17 protein-coding genes are annotated in these 19,856 nt (G+C 49.8%); 14 read left to right on the top strand and 3 right to left on the bottom strand.

Annotated elements, in window-relative coordinates:
- The first annotated feature begins 42 nt into the window (after positions 1 to 42).
- The 14 genes from ACLB09_RS25110 (at position 43) to ACLB09_RS25175 (ending at position 16,214) form a co-directional block, all read left to right on the top strand.
- A complete protein-coding gene (locus tag ACLB09_RS25110) occupies positions 43 to 564 on the top strand; it encodes a PRC-barrel domain-containing protein (RefSeq protein ID WP_410772553.1) in 522 nt (173 codons plus the stop codon).
- A 14-nt stretch (positions 565 to 578) separates the two neighbouring features.
- Entirely contained in the window at positions 579 to 785 is a 207-nt protein-coding gene (locus tag ACLB09_RS25115; RefSeq protein WP_114495707.1) for a hypothetical protein, read from the top strand.
- Between the two features lie 167 nt (positions 786 to 952).
- Positions 953 to 2,020: an AI-2E family transporter gene (locus ACLB09_RS25120; protein WP_410772554.1), complete on the top strand. Its 1,068-nt coding sequence runs from the start codon at positions 953 to 955 to the stop codon at positions 2,018 to 2,020.
- A gap of 406 nt (positions 2,021 to 2,426) precedes the next feature.
- Positions 2,427 to 5,051: an alanine--tRNA ligase gene (gene alaS, locus ACLB09_RS25125; protein WP_410772555.1), complete on the top strand. Its 2,625-nt coding sequence runs from the start codon at positions 2,427 to 2,429 to the stop codon at positions 5,049 to 5,051.
- A gap of 129 nt (positions 5,052 to 5,180) precedes the next feature.
- Positions 5,181 to 5,441 carry an IreB family regulatory phosphoprotein gene (locus tag ACLB09_RS25130; RefSeq protein ID WP_410772556.1) on the top strand — a complete coding sequence of 87 codons (261 nt, stop codon included), beginning with the start codon at positions 5,181 to 5,183 and terminating at the stop codon, positions 5,439 to 5,441.
- An 8-nt stretch (positions 5,442 to 5,449) separates the two neighbouring features.
- Positions 5,450 to 5,866 (top strand): Holliday junction resolvase RuvX, encoded by a 417-nt coding sequence (gene ruvX, locus ACLB09_RS25135; RefSeq protein WP_410772557.1) that lies wholly within the window; start codon positions 5,450 to 5,452, stop codon positions 5,864 to 5,866.
- 12 nt (positions 5,867 to 5,878) lie between these two features.
- Positions 5,879 to 6,196 carry a DUF1292 domain-containing protein gene (locus tag ACLB09_RS25140; RefSeq protein WP_410772558.1) on the top strand — a complete coding sequence of 106 codons (318 nt, stop codon included), beginning with the start codon at positions 5,879 to 5,881 and terminating at the stop codon, positions 6,194 to 6,196.
- Positions 6,189 to 6,491 carry a DUF1292 domain-containing protein gene (locus ACLB09_RS25145; RefSeq protein ID WP_410772559.1) on the top strand — a complete coding sequence of 101 codons (303 nt, stop codon included), beginning with the start codon at positions 6,189 to 6,191 and terminating at the stop codon, positions 6,489 to 6,491. Before ACLB09_RS25140 ends, ACLB09_RS25145 begins: the two co-directional genes overlap by 8 nt.
- Positions 6,492 to 6,654: 163 nt before the next feature.
- Positions 6,655 to 7,695, top strand: coding sequence for an endolytic transglycosylase MltG (mltG, locus tag ACLB09_RS25150; RefSeq protein ID WP_410772579.1), 1,041 nt, complete (start codon positions 6,655 to 6,657; stop codon positions 7,693 to 7,695).
- 15 nt (positions 7,696 to 7,710) lie between these two features.
- Positions 7,711 to 8,643 (top strand): peptidase U32 family protein, encoded by a 933-nt coding sequence (locus ACLB09_RS25155; RefSeq protein WP_410772560.1) that lies wholly within the window; start codon positions 7,711 to 7,713, stop codon positions 8,641 to 8,643.
- A gap of 175 nt (positions 8,644 to 8,818) precedes the next feature.
- Positions 8,819 to 10,153, top strand: coding sequence for a peptidase U32 family protein (locus tag ACLB09_RS25160; RefSeq protein ID WP_410772561.1), 1,335 nt, complete (start codon positions 8,819 to 8,821; stop codon positions 10,151 to 10,153).
- Between the two features lie 366 nt (positions 10,154 to 10,519).
- Positions 10,520 to 12,697 (top strand): methyl-accepting chemotaxis protein, encoded by a 2,178-nt coding sequence (locus ACLB09_RS25165; protein WP_410772562.1) that lies wholly within the window; start codon positions 10,520 to 10,522, stop codon positions 12,695 to 12,697.
- 131 nt (positions 12,698 to 12,828) lie between these two features.
- Positions 12,829 to 14,652, top strand: a complete 1,824-nt coding sequence (locus ACLB09_RS25170; protein ID WP_410772563.1) for a peptidoglycan D,D-transpeptidase FtsI family protein — start codon at positions 12,829 to 12,831, stop codon at positions 14,650 to 14,652.
- A 140-nt stretch (positions 14,653 to 14,792) separates the two neighbouring features.
- Positions 14,793 to 16,214 (top strand): polysaccharide deacetylase family protein, encoded by a 1,422-nt coding sequence (locus tag ACLB09_RS25175; RefSeq protein ID WP_410772564.1) that lies wholly within the window; start codon positions 14,793 to 14,795, stop codon positions 16,212 to 16,214.
- Positions 16,215 to 16,290: 76 nt separating this feature from the next.
- Here the strand turns inward: ACLB09_RS25175 and ilvD are convergent, their stop codons facing one another.
- The 3 genes from ilvD to ACLB09_RS25190 form a co-directional block, all read right to left on the bottom strand.
- Positions 16,291 to 17,976 (bottom strand): dihydroxy-acid dehydratase, encoded by a 1,686-nt coding sequence (ilvD, locus tag ACLB09_RS25180; RefSeq protein ID WP_410772565.1) that lies wholly within the window; start codon positions 17,974 to 17,976, stop codon positions 16,291 to 16,293.
- 178 nt (positions 17,977 to 18,154) lie between these two features.
- The gene (locus tag ACLB09_RS25185) at positions 18,155 to 18,412 is read right to left on the bottom strand and encodes a KGG domain-containing protein (RefSeq protein ID WP_410772566.1); all 258 of its coding nucleotides are present in this window, start codon (positions 18,410 to 18,412) and stop codon (positions 18,155 to 18,157) included.
- 154 nt (positions 18,413 to 18,566) lie between these two features.
- Positions 18,567 to 19,622, bottom strand: coding sequence for an acyltransferase family protein (locus ACLB09_RS25190; RefSeq protein ID WP_410772567.1), 1,056 nt, complete (start codon positions 19,620 to 19,622; stop codon positions 18,567 to 18,569).
- Positions 19,623 to 19,856: the final 234 nt, after the last annotated feature.

A 19,856-nucleotide genomic window follows, 5' to 3' on the forward strand; every position in this document is an offset into this window, starting at 1 on the left:
TTATCAGGATCAGAAGACTGTCACAATAGGAGGACCATGCTCATGAAACTTCAGGAAATGGTAGGCTTGGCCGTTTTTGATGTACAAGACGGCAAACAGATCGGGAAAGTCCTCGATTTCCTCCTGGATGAGAACTGGAGTATCACGGGCATTCAATTGGAAGGGAAAGCGATGTTTTCCTCCACGATCAAGGTGGTGCTTTGGGAAGATATCGTTGCATACGGCGAAGATGCCGTAATGATTCGCAATCAACAGGCGATCCGAAAACAGGAAGCCGAGAATATACAATTCACCTTTCTTTCCGGCAACGGCAAGTTGAAAGAACTTCCTGTCCTTACGGAGGACGGAATTTTGATAGGGAATGTTACGGATGTTTATTTTGACCATGAAATGGGAAATACAATTACAGGTATTGAAGTCAGTGACGGGTTTATCTCGGATCTGATGGAAGGGCGTAAAGTGCTGCCTTTTACCCCCGAAATGAGCAAGGGCGAAAATGCGATCATGGTGCCTCCAAACAGTGAGCAGCGGCTGGAGAATGCTATGAATTCTGTTAACGGATAGGTGATAAGTGAATGATGAAGTGTCCAAACTGCAGTTCCAAAGATATCGGCAAAATCGGTTCCCATCAATTTTATTGCTGGGGCTGCTTTATCGAATTAACGGTAAATGGGGAGAAGATGTCGGTCTATCAAGTAGAAGAGGATGGAACGCTCAGCTCTTTGGATGATTTGTTTTTTGGAGAAGAAGTTCCTCAGGAATTTCCCCAAATGCATCTGTCCTAGCAATTTCTGATTTGCGGATAATGAATGGTCAAGGGGGCGATGCTCAGAGCGAATTACGCTTTGGACATCGTCTCTTTTTCGTTTCTTCACGATTATTTTTGTCCTCCCGGGCATATACTTTCTTCATAGCTGGTCCGACTCCGAAGTTCGGGAGGGGGTAATTTGAAGTGGAGCCGTTAAATAACAGCAAGGTGTTCCGCTATGGGGTTTGGCTGCTGCTGGGTCTCGTCATCTTATATTTTGTGTGGCTGCTCCGGCCGATGTTCGGCGTTGTTTTCGGGTTCCTGAAAGCGATTCTTTCCCCCTTTATTATCGCCATCATCATCTCGTACGTGCTTAATCCCGTCGTCAGGATGCTTGGCGGCCGGAAAGTGCCTCGCACGGTGTCGGTGTTGCTCATATATGCGGTATTTCTAACCAGCCTTTCCGTTATCTTGATGAATGTGATTCCGATGTTCGTGGAACAGCTGGAGGAGTTGGGAGAGCACTTGCCCGAGCTTACTTTACATACGCAGCAGTTGATGAACCGCTGGGATAACAGCATGCTTCCCGGCAGTATCCGAATGGGAATGAATAATTGGTTCTTTCAATTTGAACACCGTTTAGCCGCCTCGATTTCGAGTTTTCTGAATAATATCGGAACGACGATCGGCGTCGTATTTAACGCGTTTATCGTACCGTTTCTGATCTTCTACATGCTCAAGGACTTTGAGGCTTTCGAACGGATCGTACTGAGATATTTGCCTAAATCCCGGCGCAAATCCATTGTGACGCTGCTCAAAGAAATCGATGATGCATTGGGCAACTACGTGCGCGGCCAGCTGTTGGTCTGCGTCATTATCGGGGTGCTTGCCTACATCGGCTATATCATTATTGGAATGCCGTTTGCCCTGCTTCTTGCCGGAGTTGTAGCGGTTTGCAATATCATTCCATACCTCGGCCCTTTTCTCGGAGCAGCCCCGGCGTTAGTCATGGCTTCGACAATCTCCTGGAAAATGGTGCTGATGGTGTTTCTGGTCAACATGATCTGCCAGTTGATCGAGAGCAATGTCATTTCTCCGCAAGTGGTCGGAAGAACGCTTCATCTGCATCCCATGCTGATTATTTTCGCCTTGCTGGTCGGTGGCGAGATCGGCGGCATTCCGGGGCTTGTGCTCGCTGTTCCGTTTTTCGCGGTGGGTAAGGTCGTGCTTCAGCATTTTTATGCGTATTATGTAAGGCGTAAAACGGTATAAAAGCATAGAGGAAGCGCATTGACAGCTTCGTTGCCGCCCTTTATAATTTGTAATCAAAGTGTTATCTGATCCATATGAGCAAAACGTTGACGAAAAAAAGTATGTCCGTTGTTGATTTTCCCAGAGAAGGCGTTCCTTCGCCAAGGTATGCGGCCGAGTCGGCCACGCTCCTGGCGCTGGCTGAAAGAACCCGAAATATCGCCGGACAGAAATGCTGCTTTCCGAGTGTGAGTTCAAAATTCACCGGGGGTTCCCGTTATCGAACCGTACAAGGCGATCGCTTCTCTTTATGTTGTAATAGTGGGGGAGACGATAACCAGGGTGGTACCGCGAGACAATCGTCCCTGATTTTCAGGGGCGTTTTTTCTTTTTTTAAGAGAAGAGTTCAATTTTAGGAGGAAAATAGATGAAAACAAGTGAGATCCGCTCTAAATGGCTGCAGTTTTTTGCAAGTAAAGGACATAAGGTTGAACCGAGCGCTTCGCTCGTACCGCATAACGATCCGTCCCTGTTGTGGATCAATGCCGGGATGGCCCCGCTCAAAGCTTATTTTGACGGCCGGGAAAAACCGGAGAATCCGAGATTGACCAATTCCCAGAAATGTATTCGCACCAATGATATTGAGAACGTCGGGAAAACGCGCCGTCACCATACCTTTTTTGAAATGCTGGGCAATTTCTCGATCGGCGATTACTTCAAGGAAGAAGCGATTACTTGGGCATGGGAATTCCTGACCGGTAAAGACTGGATCGCGTTTGATCCGGACCGTCTTTCGGTGACCGTGTATCCGGAGGATGAGGAAGCTTTCAAGCTCTGGAACGAAAAAATCGGGATTCCGGTAGAGCGAATCATTAAGCTGGAGGACAATTTCTGGGATATCGGTGAAGGTCCTTGCGGCCCTTGTACGGAAATTTTCTATGACCGCGGCGAAGCCTATGGCGATCTGTCCGATCCCGAATGCTTTCCGGGCGGCGAGAATGAACGGTTCCTGGAAGTATGGAATCTTGTATTTTCCCAATTCAATCACAATAAAGACGGCAGCTACACTCCGCTTCCGAACAAAAACATTGATACCGGCGCCGGTCTAGAACGGTTCGCATCGATTCTGCAAAACGTCAACTCCAACTTCGACACCGATTTGTTCCAGCCGATTATCGCTAAAACGGCTTCGTTGGCCAGCGTGACTTACGGCGTTCAAGAGGATACGGACGTCGCCCTGAAGGTGATTGCCGACCATATCCGTACCGTCGCCTTCGCGGTAGCCGACGGCGTGCTTCCTTCCAATGAAGGCCGCGGTTATGTAATCCGGCGTTTGCTCCGCCGCGCTGTCCGTTACGGAAAGCTCATCGGGCTGGACAAGCCGTTTATGTACAACCTCGTTGAGACGGTTGGAGAAATCATGGGCAGTTACTACACCGATATCGTCACGAAGCGCGAATTCATCGAGAAGGTCATCCGCTCGGAGGAAGAACGTTTCCACGAGACGCTGAGCGACGGGCTGGCGATTTTGGCGGAAGTAAGCGCCGAAGCCAAAGCGGCGGGTCGTTCATTGATCGGAGGCGCGGATGCGTTTAAATTGTACGATACGTACGGCTTTCCGCTGGATTTGACCGAAGACTTTGCGGCCGAGCAAGGACTTGGCGTTGACCGCGAAGGATTTGAGGCGGCAATGGAAGAACAACGCGAGCGCGCCCGGGCCGCCCGTCACGATAGCGGAAGCATGAAGGTTCAGGGCGGGGTTCTGTCGGATTTTACGACTAAAACGGATTTCATTGGATATAATGAGCTTGATGCGGCAACTGAAATTGTGGCGATTATTTCGGACGATCAGTTTGTCGATACGCTCACAACCGGCCAGATAGGCCAGGTCATTTTGGCGAAGACGCCGTTCTATGCCGAAAGCGGCGGTCAGGTCAGCGACCAGGGAACGATTCGTAGCGGTTCCGGAACGGCTGCGGTACAAGGGTTGTTCAAGGCTCCGCACGGACAGCATGTTCATCTGGTTACCGTGACTTCCGGCGAACTGCGCACCGGTTCGGAGGCAACTGCGGAAGTTAACCGGGAAATGCGCCGGGATATCGTGAAGAACCACACGGCGACTCACTTGCTTCATAAAGCCTTAAAGGAAACTTTGGGCGAGCATGTCAATCAGGCAGGATCCCTGGTGGAGCCGCAACGGCTGCGTTTTGACTTTTCCCATTTGGGCAGCATTTCGCCGGAGGAACTGGTCGAGATCGAGCGCCGGGTAAACGAGCAAATCTGGAATTCACTGGATGTCTTGATTGAACTGAAGCCGATTGATGAAGCGAAGGCTATGGGTGCAATGGCGTTGTTTGGCGAAAAATACGGCGATATCGTCCGGGTCGTTCAAGTAGGCGGTTACAGCTTGGAGTTGTGCGGCGGTTGCCATGTGAACAATACGTCGGAAATCGGACTGTTCAAGCTGGTTAGCGAGAGCGGGATCGGCTCCGGGGTACGGCGGATCGAAGCGGTAACCGGTCGCAGGGCGTATCTATTCATGGACGGACAACTGGACCTTCTGAAACAATCGGCAGGGTTGCTGAAGTCCAATGTAGGCGATGTCCCTAAGCGGATCGAAGCGTTGTATCAGCAGCTTAAAGATTTGGGCCGCGAAAATGAATCCCTGCAAAGCAAGCTGAGCGTTATTGAAGCCGGAGAATTGACCGACAGAGTGACCTCGGTAGGCGAAACCAAGCTCCTTTCCGCAAAAGTGCAGGCAGGAAGCATGGATGCGCTTCGCGGACTGGCCGATGAGTTGAAGGTGAAACTGCCGGATACCGTGCTCGTGCTTGGAGCGGCTATGGACGATAAAGTGAACTTTGTCGTGGTTGTGCCTCAGGATGAAGTGAAGCGCGGGCTTCATGCCGGCAAGCTGGTCAAAGAAGTCGCAGCCGTTTGCGGCGGTGGCGGCGGGGGTCGTCCGGACATGGCCCAAGCCGGGGGCAAGGATGTTTCCAAGCTGGATGCGGCGTTGAAGCTGCCAGAGCAATGGATCGCTTCGCAAGCATAAGCAAAATTGGCTTTTTGAATTACCCTACCGAAAATTTCCTTATGGGGCCCATGATATGATATAGTAAATATATATAATGACGAAATCGGCTGCGGATTTGCCGCATGTCTGAAGAAGCGAGGTGTCATCATGGACTCCATGGATAAAACCGTCAAGTTTAACGTTACCGGCGATGAGCAGGAAGCGTCGGCACAGGAAATCTTACTTGCGGTTTACGAGGCTCTCCAGGAGAAAGACTATAATCCGATTAATCAGATTGTAGGTTACTTATTGTCCGGAGACCCGGCATATATTCCGCGCCATAACAATGCGAGAAGCATGGTCCGCAAGAAAGAGCGCGACGAATTGATCGAAGAGCTGGTCAGATATTATCTTGCCGGCCACCGTTAGGAGATGGCATGAAAATATTAGGTTTGGATTACGGGGACCGGCGGATCGGTGTAGCCGTTAGCGATGCTTTCGGCTGGACCGCCCAAGGGCTCACGGTGATTGAGCGCCGCCGTGAAGGCGACGATCTTGAAATCATCGCAGGACTGGTATCGGAGCATGAGGTTGAGGAAGTCGTTGTCGGGCTTCCCAAGAACATGAACGGTACGGTCGGACCCCGTGGAGAGATATGTATGGCCTTTGCCGAGGAACTGAAGAACCTTCTTCAGATTCCCGTTCATTTATGGGATGAGCGTTTGACCACGGTATCCGCCCATCGGACTTTGCTCGAAGCGGATGTCAGCCGGAAAAAGCGCAAAGGGGTCGTTGATAAAATGGCCGCAAGTTTGATTTTGCAAAATTATTTGGACTCTAAGAGTCAAAGGTGAGGGTGATCGCACATGTCTAAAGATCGTATCGGCAATGAAGAAGAACCGGAAATTATTTATATCCCCGACGACGAGGGCAATGAGGAAGAATTCGAAGTCATTATGAAATTCGAAGTCGACGGTTCGGATGCCAAGTATATGATGGTCGTTCCTTTGGATTCCACTGAAGGTGAAGATGAAGAGAGCGAAGAAGTATACGCATTCCGTTACGAAGAAGACGGAGATGACCTGAAACTGTACACCATCGAGAGCGATGAAGAGTGGGAAATCGTTGAGGAGACGTTTAATACGCTCATCGACGAGTTTGACGGGGAGGATGACCGTGACTGATTATTCAGCGGATCAGGTCGTTTGGACCTCGCGCGTCAACGATGCTTTCGGCCCTGTAGTGGAACTGCAGGATGATGCCGGTAAAGTTTCCTACTATAACGTCGAAAAGGAATTCGATGTAGCCGGAGCTTCTTACGCCGTACTTCGCCCTGAAAACGGCGATGACGATGAAGAACACGAAATTTTCAAAATTTTAACGGCTGCCGACGGCTCCCTGGAACTCATCACGATCGATGACGATGAAGAATGGGAAAATGTGTCTGAATTGTATGATGAATTGACCTTCCCGGAATAGACCGGGAAGGCATACCTGTGGTAATATAGATCGGACTGAGAAGGGCGGGACAACCGCTCTTTTTGAATTGTCAAGAGTTATTCATTTTCGGGATTCCCGCTGCGGAGACGGAAACTTTAGTTGATCTGCGGATCTTAGAGGGGTTGATCTATTGAAGAAGGTAATGAAATGGCTGGTTTCGATCTTCCTGATTATTATCGTCATCGGTGCGGCCGGCGGCTGGTATGTATATAACGGGATGCAGCCTGTAAAGCAATCGGAGCAGCCGGTAAAATTTACGATCGAGCCTGGGACCGGAACGAGCGGCATTGCGGACACGCTTGAAGATCAAGGCCTGATTAAAAATTCATTTTTCTTTCTTTCCTATTTGAAATGGAAGTCGGAAGGGAGCCGGTTTCAAGCCGGCGTGTACGAATTGAAGCCGGGCGTAACGTATGACGAAATTATCGCCAAGCTGAACAGCGGCGACGTGGTCAAGGCGGAAATGATCCGCTTTACGATTCCTGAAGGATTCACCGTGACGCAGATGGCGGAAAAGCTGGTTGAGCAGGGAATAATCAAGAAAGATGCCTTTTTGGATCTGGCCAAGAACGCCGAAGGACTGGACAATACGCTGCTTGCCGACCTGCCTGAAGATGACCAGCTCACTTATAGATTGGAAGGATACTTGTTCCCTGAAACGTACGAATTGAAAAAGGGGAGTACCGAAGCGGATATCGTACAACGGATGCTAGACGAAACGGCAAACCGGTTGAATGAAATTCCGGATTACAAAGAGAAATTGGCGCAGCGCGGAATCGGGCTGAATGAACTCATGACGATAGCTTCGCTTGTCGAACGGGAAGTGGTTGCCGATTCTGAACGTGGGGTTGTGGCCGGCGTAATTTATAACCGGCTAGCAGAAGGAATGAAGCTGGAAATTGACGCAACCGTTCAGTATTTGCTTGGAAAGCCGAAGGAGCGGCTGCTGAATTCCGATCTAAGAAGCGTTGACAGTCCTTATAACACATACCTTTACGAAGGGCTTCCTCCAGGGCCCATCGCCGCGCCAAGTCTGAAATCGATTGAGGCGGCACTTGCTCCGGAGGCATCGGAGTATCTCTTTTATGTGACGAAAAAAGACGGCAGCGGCGAGCATCTGTTTGCCAAAACGTATGAAGAGCATTTAAAGAACATCAAGAAAAGCAAGGCTATGGCCAAATAACAGAGGTGGATATACATGGGTAATAAACCGGAACTGCTCGTACCTGCAGGGTCTTTGACCGAACTGAAAGCCTATCTGGAAGCGGGGGCAAATGCGGTGCTGGTCGGCGAGGCCAAGTTTGGGATGCGACTGCCAGGCGATTTAACGGTCGCAGATATCGCGGAGGCTGTAAAGATCGGGCACGAACGCGATGCCAAAGTTTACGTTAGCATCAATAAATTGATGCACAACGAACAATTGGACGAGCTGCGGCATTATGTGACGGAGTTGGCTAAGGCGGGGATCGACGGAATTCAATTCGGGGATCCGGCCGTGCTTCAGACCGTCCGGAAAATCGCTCCGCAAATCCCGCTTCACTGGAACGCCGAGATGACCTCGACGAACTATTCCACGGCCAATTATTGGGGAACTAAAGGGGCGAACCGCGTCGTGCTTGCCCGGGAATTGAACATGGATGAGATCACGGAGATGCAGCCTGAGCTTAAGGTAGACTCGGAAGTTCAGGTACACGGAATGACGAATATTTATCATTCCAAACGGCGCCTTGTGCACAGTTACATGACGCATCAGGGCCGGCCGGTCGAAGGAGGAAACCTGGATAAGGACCGGGGTCTCTTTCTGATCGAAGCGGAACGCCCTGACGAGAAATTTCCGATCTATGAAGACGCAAACGGGACTCACATTATGAGTTCGGACGACATTTGTATTTTGGAGGATCTACACCTGCTGATGGCGGCCGGGGTGGATAGCTTCAAAATCGAAACCTTGTTCAAACCGTCAAAATACAACGAAGCGGTGATCCGCATTTATCGCCAAGCGATCGATGCCTATGATCAGGACCCGGAAAATTACGAGTTTGACGAAGCCTGGATCGAAAGCATCCGGGCGATCCAGGATCCCGAGCGCGAGCTCTCGTTCGGTTTCTTCTACAAGGAGCAGGTGTATTAATTTGATCCGTGCGGAGCGGGACGTTTGAATCTATAGAAACGATAGTGTTCGCCTTTGCCGCCGAATTATTACCTTTTCTGAATTAAGCAATTCAAATAATTTGGCGGCAACAGCGATCGGAAGATCAAACGGCGTGCGCAGCATGCTTTTATAAACATTCAAGAGGTGAACGAAGATGCAAACAGCGGAGAGACACATACCGAAATACACCGGGAAGCGGTATCGGCTGGAGAAGCCGGAATTGCTCGCGCCGGCGGGAAACCTCGAAAAACTGAAATTCGCGATTCACTACGGGGCGGATGCCGTGTATATCGGAGGACAAAAATACGGCCTTCGTTCCAATGCGGACAACTTCAGTTTCGAGGAGATGCGCGAAGGGGTCGAATTTGCAAAAAAATACGGCGCCAAAGTATTTGTCGCAACGAATATATATGCCCATAACGAGGATTTGGAGGGGATTGAGGAATACCTGCGCAATTTGTACGAAGCGGGAATTTCCGCGGTCATCGTCGCCGATCCGATCATTGTAGATACAGCCCGCCGGGCGGTACCGGGACTGGAAGTCCATCTTAGCACCCAGCAGTCGACCGTGAACTGGCAAGCCGTGAAGTTTTGGAAAGAAGAGGGGCTACCCCGGGTCGTGCTTGGACGGGAGACGAGCCTGGAAGAAATTGAAGAGATCAAAAAGCATGTAGATGTCGAAATTGAAGCGTTCATTCATGGCGCTATGTGTTCTTCCTATTCCGGCCGCTGCGTGTTGTCCAACCATTTTACGGACCGCGACTCCAACCGGGGGGGCTGCTGCCAATCCTGCCGCTGGAAATACGATTTGTTCGAGGACAGCCGTCCTGAAGCGGCCTGGATTTCGGAAGAAGAAGCCATGGAGGATCCGGTGCTTCGCCAATTCCAGCTTGGCGTGACGCAGTTGCCTTTGTTCGAAGAGCAGGATAACGCGTTTACTATGGGATCCAAGGACCTTTGCATGATCGGGCATGTCCCTGACCTGATCGATGTAGGCGTGGACAGTTTCAAAATAGAAGGGCGAATGAAGTCGATTCATTATGTGGCAACGGTAGTTAATGTATACCGCCAAGCGATCGATTCTTACATGGCCGACCCGGAAAACTACGTCTTGAAGCCCGAATGGATCGAGGAGATCAATAAGGCGGCGAACCGTCCGCTGAATACCGGGTTTTTCTATGACACGCCGGATCACGAAGATCATATTTACGAGCCAGAGGAAAAGGCGGCTCCTTATGATTTTGCCGGACTGGTTCTGGAGTATGATGAAGCCACCGGTATGGCGGTCATTCAGCAGCGCAACCATTTCAAACCGGGACAGGAAGTCGAGTTTTTCGGTCCGGGAGGCACCTTCTTCAAACAGACCGTTACCGCGATCTGGGACGAAGAGGGCCATGAGCTTGACGCGGCCCGTCACCCGCTGCAAAAGGTTAAAATCAAGGTAGACCAACCGGTTTCCTATTTCGACATGATGCGGAAAAGAAAATAACATACTGTCTCATTTCAAGCCTCGGCCAAGTTTAAAAAACAGCCGGGGCTTTGTTCATATTTACGCCATATCATTCCCAAAAAATAACTATCGAATTTCCAATTGATACCGTTTTCAAAAAAGCCTTTGTGATAAATCGTTTGCACAAAAATTGGGAATTAGGACGAAAGTCCCCTTTTTGTGTTTCGTTGATATTTTTAACGGAAATCTTTAAATTCAGCCCTTCAACTTGCCGATATTAAAGAGGAAGTCGTCATTTACTGTCGAATCATGTTAGAGAAATGTAAAGTAATTAAGCAATTTTGGGCATGACCTCAAACCTAGTTTTGAGGGTGAGACGACTATTATGAGCGGTGGGTGATTGAAATGGGTCTGGTTCCGAAGAGAGAGAACCAAGAGAGTAACAACAAGGATACCAAGAAGAAGGGCTTAGGGGCTACAAAAGAAGGTGGTAAGAAATCCTTCATCGTGGGATTGAAGGACAAAACAACATCGTCTTTGGGAAATATGTTGCCTAACCAAATGAATCCCAGCAAATCGGTTGGTGTCCGTTTATTTTTGATCTTTTTTATCGCTATTATGTTCTTCGTATTGACGATCGGGATTATTTCTTACCAAATGGCAAAAGGGACCATTCAGGAAAACGCGAAAAGCGCCAACCTGCAGACGATTGTACAAACTTCGCAGAAATTGGATATCGTGCTCAAAAAGTACGAAGAAAATCTTCAGCAGATGTTTTTGGATGACGAGATGCAGAATGCGATTATGGAAGCTTCGCTTCCCAACATTTCGGATTATGAGCGCTTTACCGTAACGAACAAAATGAGAACGCGGTTGAACGGCCTGACGTTTTCTACAAAGGGCATTCTTGCTGTATACATGATATCGCCCGATAAAATCGTAGATGACGTAACCTCGGGAAATACTAGCTTGACTTTTTTGGAATCGGTACGGAATGAACCTTGGTTTGAAGAAGCTTCCCAAAGCACAAAAGTAATGTGGATGAACGTGCCTGAGGAGAAGAGTTCAGGAACGTCCATGTTCCGTCTGGTTCGTTCGGTGCAAAGCGTGAACAGCATGAAGCGTTTCATTCTGATAGCGGATGTAAATCTGGAAGTACTTACCGAATATTTGAAAGAAGTCAATCTCGGCAAAAATTCGGAGATCCAAATGCTCACCGGGGATAACGTGGTGGTCGGTTCGTCTATCGACGGACAAGAGGGCAAGCCTACGGGAATTGACATGGCTAAAGCGGCAGACAAACCGACAGGCAGTATAACGACTAAAAACACTGATGGGAAATCGGTTCTTGCCGTCTTCAATACTCAGCAAGCGACCGGATGGAAACTGGTGGGAACGGTAGCGACAGCGGAATTGATCAAAGACGCTAACGGTATCTTGCTAACTACATATATCTCTGCGGCTGTAGTAGCTATCATAACGATTCTCCTTGCGATGTGGATGGTAAGAATGATTGCCCATCCATTGGGTAATTTGAGAAATCTGATGGAAGAAGGCGCAAGAGGAAACCTGAATGTGCGGATGGAAACGAAATCCAAAGATGAAATCGGCCAGTTGACGGGTAGCTTTAATCTTATGATGGAGCACATTACGGAACTCGTAAAACAAACGAACCACTCGGCACAGGACGTTTTGGATACAGCTACCGAGTTGACTCACGCTTCCAATAAGACGGCTCTGTCAGCGAAAGAGATTGCCGTTGCCACGGAAGAAATCGCGAATGGAGCAACCAGTCTTGCCAACGAAGCCGAACGCGGCAACACCTTGACCGAGAATATTTCCCGGCAAATGGAACGGGTTATTTATGCCAACAAGGAGATGGAAGAATCCGCTCATCAGGTCGAGAAATCAAGTCAAACCGGTACGGAATATTTGAACGGACTTTTGGATAAGACGAATATGACCGTCGAAATGATTAACTCGTTAACCGAGAAGGTTGATTCCCTGAAAGCAAGTACTTCGTCGGTAATGAAAGTGCTTGAAGTTATGCAGAATATTACTCAGCAGACGAATATTTTGTCCCTGAATGCTACGATCGAAGCAGCTAGGGCAGGCGCAGCCGGGCGCGGCTTCATGGTAGTCGCCGATGAAATTCGTCAACTGGCGGACCAATCGCGGCAATCGATTACGATGGTCGGACAAATTACGGATAACATTCAGCAGGAAATGAACGAAACGGTTCAGGCTCTGTCGGATGCCAGCCCGCTGTTCCAGGAGCAAATCAGTTCGGTGAAGGAAACAAGTCAAATTTTCGTTTCCGTTCAAGAGCAAATGGTAGGGTTCATTCGCCATCTGGATACGGTTACGTCTTCCATTGATGAATTGAATGCTTCGCAGAATGTTCTTTCCGAAGCGATGGGCAATGTAAGTGCAGTTGCTCAACAATCCTCAGCTACATCCGAGGAAGTTGCATCGCTTAGCAGTGAGCAGCAAACGGTCGGAGATCAACTCGTTCAATTGTCGAACAAGCTGGAGAACGTGTCTAACGGATTAAAGGAATCCTTGTCCAAGTTTACTGTATAAATAACGGATTTAAGACCGCCGGAGCTTTTGCTTCGGTGGTTTTTTATATTTTTGCGGGTTGCCTTGTTGTCGGCGTGTGAACCTGCTTTTCCCAGGAAATAATGGAGGGAAAAAGAGCGGGAGCGATTGGCATGTCATTATTGCACAAAAAACGCATATTCTATACTTTAATGGCTTTTATAATCGTCCTTGTCCTGTTTGTTGCGCGAATATCCTGGATCCAGTGGGCCTCTGCCTATTTGCCTCTTACCGCCTCGGGGAGAACGATGAATGAAATGGCAGTGAGACAGCGGGAAGAGGGGATTATGCTGGATTCGGGCCGCGGGCATTTTGTGGATCGAAACGGGATGCCGCTTACGGGTTTTATCACCTGGAGACCGACTCTGTTTCCCGTTTCGGAACTGCCGGATGAACCCCAGATGAAAGCATTGGCCAATCGTCTTGGCACATCTCCGTGGGAGTTGAAGACTCTATGGAGCGGATTGTTGAAGCCCCAGATGTGGCGACAGCCCAAGGAAGAGGTCTTGCCGGTTACCAGTCCTGTCTTAGGATATGGTGAACCCAAAACGCAGGACAAGTTTCTTAATGGGGAGCGTCACGGAGGTATTTGGCCTTCAGTAAACGGATTTGAAATGCTTCCCTACATGGAACGTTATCCGGTCGGAATGAGCGGTAACCAATGGCTTGGTTATGTCGCCCAGCGTCCGGACGTGATCCGTAAAATCGGCAAGCCTTATCAATTTCCTTTGACCACGCAAGTGGGCGCCTCAGGATTGGAAAGAACGATGGATCGTTTTTTGCGGGGGAGCGGGGGAACTCGGGTCTATTATTCGGTCGACGGAAAAAAACGGCCCTTCTCCGAAATCGGGACAAGGGTGGAAGGAGATTCCAACCCCTATTATCCGGTTCAAGTTGTTACGACGGTCGATAACGGCCTTCAACAGAAACTGGAGCAAATCGTTGACCGGATGGATATGCAGGAAGGCGCAGTCGTTGTGTTGGATGCAAGGCAGGGGGACGTCATCTCGATGATTTCCCGCCCGTTTCATGACCCGGTACATGTGGATTTAAGCAGCGGGGATTGGAGCAACAGAGCTGTGAAAGCCGTTGCCCCCGGTTCCATTTTTAAAACCGTGATAGCTGCGGCAGCGCTGGAGGAACAGCTTGCTTTTCCGGGTGAGGTGTTTCATTGTTCCGGACATTACGGCAAATACGGGTTATCGTGCTGGAAAGAGGGCGGACATGGCGACATCACGCTGAAGGAAGGATTTGCAAAGTCCTGCAATGTGGTATTTGCAACTCTTGGAGAGCGTCTTCCCGCGGATGTCATCGAGCGGACGGCGTACCGCCTTGGGCTTAACCGCAAGGTCGGTTGGAGCCAGCACGCTTTTATGGGAGGAGAAGATTTATCGCAAATTGACCAGGAGGAGAAAGGAGCCGTATTCGGTCCCCATGTAAACATGGATGGAGGCGTGCTGGCGCAGACTTCCCTTGGACAACGCGATGTGCTTGTAACACCGCTTCAAGCGGCAAACCTGGTCGTTACGTTGCTTCATGACGGGCAAGTTGCATTTCCCCGTCTGGTCAAGCAAATCCGTTTTAGGGACGGTTCCGTAATGGCCAATTTTCCCGTACATACAACGAACATACGCCAGGAAAGAATATCTGCGCAAACAGCGGGGGTACTGCTCGACTGGATGAGACAAGTGGTGGAAAACGGAACGGGCAGTGCCCTAAAACAGGCGAAGTGGCCGTTAGCCGGCAAGTCAGGTACCGCCCAGGTAAAAAAAGGCGGGAAGAAACTCAATCATCAATGGTTCATCGGATACGGTCCGGTCGGGAACCCGAAATATGCGGTTGCGGTACTTGTGCAGAACCGGCCGGAAGGCTCTCCGAATCAGGCGACCGCCTTGTTCCGGCGAACGATGGATCTGTTGGCAGAACAGGGAACGTGAGCGGCGTGAACTGGCAAATCAACCATACTCTTTTCTAAAAAAAGGGCACTAAATATGTGTTGTGTATGATAAAATAGTGGGGATGCTATGCTTTAGGGCATGACAAAGTCATTGATCATAGAAAAGTGGGGAAAAGCGACATGGAGACTTTGCTGCTGTGGTTGTTCTATATTTCATCGCTATATGCGTTCATACCCGGTCTAATTACGCGTATATTCGGTTTTCGCGTATTCAGGCGCGGGGTGAGAAACGATACATTTGCACTTACTTTTGATGACGGTCCCGATACCGTATATACCCCTCAATTGCTGGACTTGCTGAAGCGCTATGATGCCAAGGCAACCTTTTTCGTTGTCGGTTCCAACGCGGAGAAACATCCCGACCTGTTAAAACGGATGCACGAAGAAGGACATTTGATCGGGATCCACAATTACGTTCACAAGACGAACTGGTTGATGGGCCCCGCGGCCGTAAAGAAACAGATCCAAAAAACGAGCAAGATCATTCAGGACGTTACGGGAGACAAAACCAACTATTACAGACCGCCATGGGGCATCGTAAACCTGTTTGATTTCGCCAAACGGGACGACACCCAAATCGTGCTTTGGTCCGCGATGTTCAGCGACTGGCGCGTACGGATCGGCGCGGATCGCCTGACGAAGCGGATGATGAAGAAACTCCGGGGCGGGGAAGTATTCCTGCTGCATGATTGCGGAGCTACGCTGGGAGCCAACAGCGGGGCACCGGGAGAAATGCTGGTCGCTTTGGAACGAGTCCTGAAGGAAGCGGAGAAGCGGAAATTGAGAAGCATCCGGGTGGATGAAATGATTCGGGCAAGCGAATCTGCGAAAATTAAAGGGACCCGGGCGAGTTCCGACGGGAATGTCACCCCGGCCGGCCCCAAGCGGTTGTCCTGGGTTAAACGATGCGTTGTTTTTTTATGGTTGCTTTGGGAAAAAATATTTCATCTTTTGTTCCAGCTTCAATCCACCAACAAGGAAGAACCGTTTTTGCATTTTCGAATCCGCCATTATCACGGGGATCCCGTTGAAATGATCGGGGGAATTAAGCTTTCCAACGGAGACCGGGTCATGGAACTTCATTTCGACAATAAAAAACTGTTCGAAATCGGTACGCGTTCCAAATCTCCGGTACAGCTGGCCATTAAAATGGTACGCAACATGGAGAAAGAGTTGCCGAAGCTGGCTAGGCACGTGGTCGACCACGACGATTTGCACGACGTGAAGGCGTTATATGGCGTAAGTATGATTAACCGCGGGCCGGAACAGTTCGGCTTCACGGTGACCGATCTTCCTAAGGGATTGTTTGCCAAGTCATCGCAATGGTATCTGAAATTTTTGCTTCGGATCATTCATCCGGATGGAGGTTCCCGGTTAAAGCAATCATCCGAGCATTTGATTCCCAAACTGATAGTGATGCCTGTGGATTATCTCGTTAAACAATATTTGACGGATGGCTCTCATCGTAAGATGGCCGGAAAACAGCAGGAAGAAGGAATCGAAGAAGAAGCGGTTTTAAGCGCAACGATTTCATATCCCTAGCACTTATATTTATACGTGATACAAAAGAAACCGTCCGGCTACTGCCGGACGGTTTTTCTTATGTTTATTATGGATATCAGATCTTCAATACCCCGCCGGAGCTGGCATTGGTAACGAGCTTGGAATAACGGGCCAGGTAGCCGGTCTTTACTTTAGGCTCGAAGCCTTTCCAGTTGGCGCGGCGGCGTGCCATTTCTTCGTCATCGACCTGGAGCTCGATTTTCCGGTTGTTCAGATCCAATTCAATGATGTCTCCATCTTCGACAAAGGCGATCGGTCCGCCCTCGGCGGCTTCCGGAGAAATATGGCCGATGCTGATGCCGCGGGATGCACCGGAGAAGCGTCCGTCGGTGATCAAGCCGACTTTGGCACCGAGGCCCATGCCGACGATTTGCGACGTAGGTGCCAGCATTTCCGGCATCCCCGGTCCGCCTTTCGGTCCCTCGTAGCGGATGACAACAACGCTGCCTTCCTTCACTTTACCATTGGCGATCCCTTCGAGCGCTTGCTCCTGGGAATCGAAGCAGATGGCCGGGCCTTTATGGTAGCCGCCAACCGAAGGATCTACGGCGCCGACTTTGATTACGGAGCCTTCCGGAGCCAGGTTGCCGTAAAGAATGGCCAGACCACCTTTTTCCGAGTGCGGCTTGTCGATCGGATGGATGACGCTCTGATCCAGAATTTCGCAGCCTTCCACGTTTTCGGCGATCGTTTTGCCTGTTACCGTAATCCGGTCCCCGAAAATGGCGCCCGGTTTCTTGAGCAATTCATGCAGCACGGCGCTTACGCCACCGGCGCGATGAACATCCTCGATGAAAATATCGGAGGCCGGTGCCAGCTTGGCGATGTGAGGCACACGGTTCGCTACTTCATTGATACGTTCAAGCGGATAATCGATTCCTGCTTCCTGAGCCAAGGCGAGCGTGTGCAGCACCGTATTCGTGGATCCGCCCATGGCCATATCGAGGGCAAACGCGTTATCGATCGATTCTCTGGTAACGATGTCGCGCGGCTTGAGGTCGAGCTTAATCAGCTCCATGAGCTGACGTGCGGATTGTCTTACGAATTCGCGGCGCTCTTCGGCAACGGCCAGGATCGTTCCGTTACCCGGCATAGCTAACCCCAAGGCTTCGGCCAGACAGTTCATGGAGTTGGCCGTGAACATGCCCGAGCAAGAGCCGCACGTAGGACAGCCGAATTGTTCGAGCTCCAGCAGGTCATCATCGCTGATTTGACCGGCTTGGTGAGCGCCTACGCCTTCAAATACGGAAGTAAGCGACAGCTTGCGTCCTTTGCTGTCCACGCCGGCTTTCATCGGGCCGCCGCTGACGAACACGGTCGGAATGTTGACGCGCAATGCGCCCATCATCATGCCGGGCGTGATTTTGTCGCAGTTCGGGATGCAGACCATTCCGTCAAACCAGTGCGCGGATACTACGGTTTCCAGGGAGTCGGCAATAATTTCCCGGCTCGGCAGGGAATACCGCATTCCGATATGGCCCATAGCGATGCCGTCGTCCACGCCGATGGTGTTGAATTCAAACGGTACGCCGCCGGCTTCGCGGATCGCTTCTTTGACAATCTTGCCGAATTCCTGCAGGTGAACGTGTCCCGGCACGATATCGATATAAGAGTTGCACACCGCGATGAACGGTTTGCCGAAATCCTCGTCCTTCACGCCTGCGGCCCGCAGCAAGCTGCGGTGAGGAGCGCGGTCGAAGCCTTTTTTGATCATGTCTGAACGCATTTTGTTTGCTGCCATGATGAAGATTCCCCCCACTAGAAATATGAAATATATTGATTTTGGAACTTTACACCGCTAAAGGTTTTCTTTAAAGTCTATCATATGTAATCCGCTTTTTCTACCGACAGAAAAAAGAAACCCCGGCGCTGCCGGAGCTTCTTTCGTAAAGAAACCAAGCGAAAACCGCCTGCTTTCATTATTTGCTGTTATTTCGGGCTTCTCCGCCCTTACGGCCGATTTCGCGATAAAACTCTTTATCGTATTTCTCGGACGTGGCTTCTCCGCCTTTTTGGCCGATCTCTTGATAGAAATCCTTGTCATGGTTTCTGGAGGTTGCCTCTCCGCCTTTTTGGCCGATTTCCTGATAGAATTCCTTGCCGTGGTTTTTGGAGGTGGCTTGTCCTCCTAAACGGCCTGCTTCCTCACGGCTCATCTTGCCCTTACCCCGTGCCATGCATATCAACTCCTTAGGTCGTTTTTATCCTGCGTATGGTTTATTTACCACAGCCACTTAGTTTGAAACCAACAATCTGCATAAAAAGAAAAAAGGGCCTAAAGGACCCTTTTTATTCTGATTCTATCAAAATATGTTATTTTCATTAGGGAAGCTACTGATGCTTGCTTATGACTCCTGTATGTCCGCTCGCCCTGCGAGTCAAGGACAGCGCCCATTGTACCGGCGGTTCGATCGCAGGAGATGTCCATTTACGGACAACCGGTTGGCTTAGCAACAGCGTCAAGCCTATGGCCCCGACGATCACAGCTATGCCAGCTGCGCCGGTATGGATGTAATCGTACAGCGGCGACGCGACGGCTAAGCGGATAATCAGTCCGTGCAGCAGGAAGACATACAGCGTTCTCCGTCCGAAATCGGTCAAAAGGCTTTCTTTTTGCGGTACAAACGAAAGGAAAATAGCGCCCGCGATAAACTGCAGCATGTAAAACGCCAATCTGTACAGCCCGGCGTACCATTCATGGTGATCCAGTTGCATATAAGTCATGCTGCCGTACAGCCAGCCCGGGATGAAGTTGGATCCGCTTAGGAAAATCGCCAGAAATAGTCCGGCAGAAAGCGCCATTCCGGCGATTCTGACTTTTCGCGTGAGGATGCGTTCCAATGCGGCAAAGGAGAAATGATAACCTGCAATAAAAAACGGCAGGAACACAAACGTTCTGGAGATGCTGAGCCAAACTCCGTCCAGTTGCAAATAACCGACCAATACGCCCAGCACGACGGAGATGACGATTTGTTGAAGCGGCGAGCACTTGCGGAGTGCAAGCAGCAACAGCCGCCAGCATAAATGGCTGGCCAGGAACCAGAGCAGCAGATATGGCGCGAAGAAAGAATGGTGAATTCCATCAACTTGAAATATCGTAACGTCAAGAACGGAATATAGGCTTTGAAAAATAATATATTGCATTCCGATTTGGAGCATGACTTTGCGGCCGGCTTCACCGGTCAGGCTGGACTTGGCAAAATAGCCGGTCACGAATACGAACAGGGGCATATGGAAGGTGAAAATCCACAAATACAGGGAGTGCATTCCTTCCATTCGGGTGATGAGCGGTTCGATGGCATTACCGACAAAAACGCAAACGATGAGCAAAAAGCGCAAGTTGAGAAAAAACGTCTCTCCTCGTTGATTTATATGGTTAGCCGACATGACGTAAACCCCTTTCCTTGCAGCTTCGCTAATCGGATCAAGCATAGCGAAATATTAAAAATTTGAAGCAATGTTCTCTTGTTTAAAAATACTCTTTTTATCAATGAAACCTTGTGATTATTATCACAATAGAAAACGCTGTCAGAGCCTTTAGTTGTGTCCATCTAATGAACCCTTTTTTAGGCGGGTTTTGTCTCTTTTTTCCGTACGGGGTACAATAGGGTTATCGAGAAT

It is taken from the genome of Fontibacillus forbon, assembly GCF_046559655.1.
In the GTDB taxonomy this organism is placed as follows: domain Bacteria; phylum Bacillota; class Bacilli; order Paenibacillales; family Paenibacillaceae; genus Fontibacillus.

What these genes read in the sequence shown, in the direction of transcription:
- ACLB09_RS25110 (WP_410772553.1), top strand. Translation starts at nt 43, where the DNA reads ATGAAACTTCAGGAAATGGTAGGCTTGGCCGTTTTTGATGTACAAGAC.
- ACLB09_RS25115 (WP_114495707.1), top strand. Translation starts at nt 579, where the DNA reads ATGAAGTGTCCAAACTGCAGTTCCAAAGATATCGGCAAAATCGGTTCC.
- alaS (WP_410772555.1), top strand. Translation starts at nt 2,427, where the DNA reads ATGAAAACAAGTGAGATCCGCTCTAAATGGCTGCAGTTTTTTGCAAGT.
- ACLB09_RS25130 (WP_410772556.1), top strand. Translation starts at nt 5,181, where the DNA reads ATGGACTCCATGGATAAAACCGTCAAGTTTAACGTTACCGGCGATGAG.
- ruvX (WP_410772557.1), top strand. Translation starts at nt 5,450, where the DNA reads ATGAAAATATTAGGTTTGGATTACGGGGACCGGCGGATCGGTGTAGCC.
- ACLB09_RS25140 (WP_410772558.1), top strand. Translation starts at nt 5,879, where the DNA reads ATGTCTAAAGATCGTATCGGCAATGAAGAAGAACCGGAAATTATTTAT.
- mltG (WP_410772579.1), top strand. Translation starts at nt 6,655, where the DNA reads ATGAAATGGCTGGTTTCGATCTTCCTGATTATTATCGTCATCGGTGCG.
- ACLB09_RS25155 (WP_410772560.1), top strand. Translation starts at nt 7,711, where the DNA reads ATGGGTAATAAACCGGAACTGCTCGTACCTGCAGGGTCTTTGACCGAA.
- ACLB09_RS25160 (WP_410772561.1), top strand. Translation starts at nt 8,819, where the DNA reads ATGCAAACAGCGGAGAGACACATACCGAAATACACCGGGAAGCGGTAT.
- ACLB09_RS25165 (WP_410772562.1), top strand. Translation starts at nt 10,520, where the DNA reads ATGGGTCTGGTTCCGAAGAGAGAGAACCAAGAGAGTAACAACAAGGAT.
- ACLB09_RS25170 (WP_410772563.1), top strand. Translation starts at nt 12,829, where the DNA reads ATGTCATTATTGCACAAAAAACGCATATTCTATACTTTAATGGCTTTT.
- ACLB09_RS25175 (WP_410772564.1), top strand. Translation starts at nt 14,793, where the DNA reads ATGGAGACTTTGCTGCTGTGGTTGTTCTATATTTCATCGCTATATGCG.
- ilvD (WP_410772565.1), bottom strand. Translation starts at nt 17,976, where the DNA reads ATGGCAGCAAACAAAATGCGTTCAGACATGATCAAAAAAGGCTTCGAC.
- ACLB09_RS25185 (WP_410772566.1), bottom strand. Translation starts at nt 18,412, where the DNA reads ATGGCACGGGGTAAGGGCAAGATGAGCCGTGAGGAAGCAGGCCGTTTA.
- ACLB09_RS25190 (WP_410772567.1), bottom strand. Translation starts at nt 19,622, where the DNA reads ATGTCGGCTAACCATATAAATCAACGAGGAGAGACGTTTTTTCTCAAC.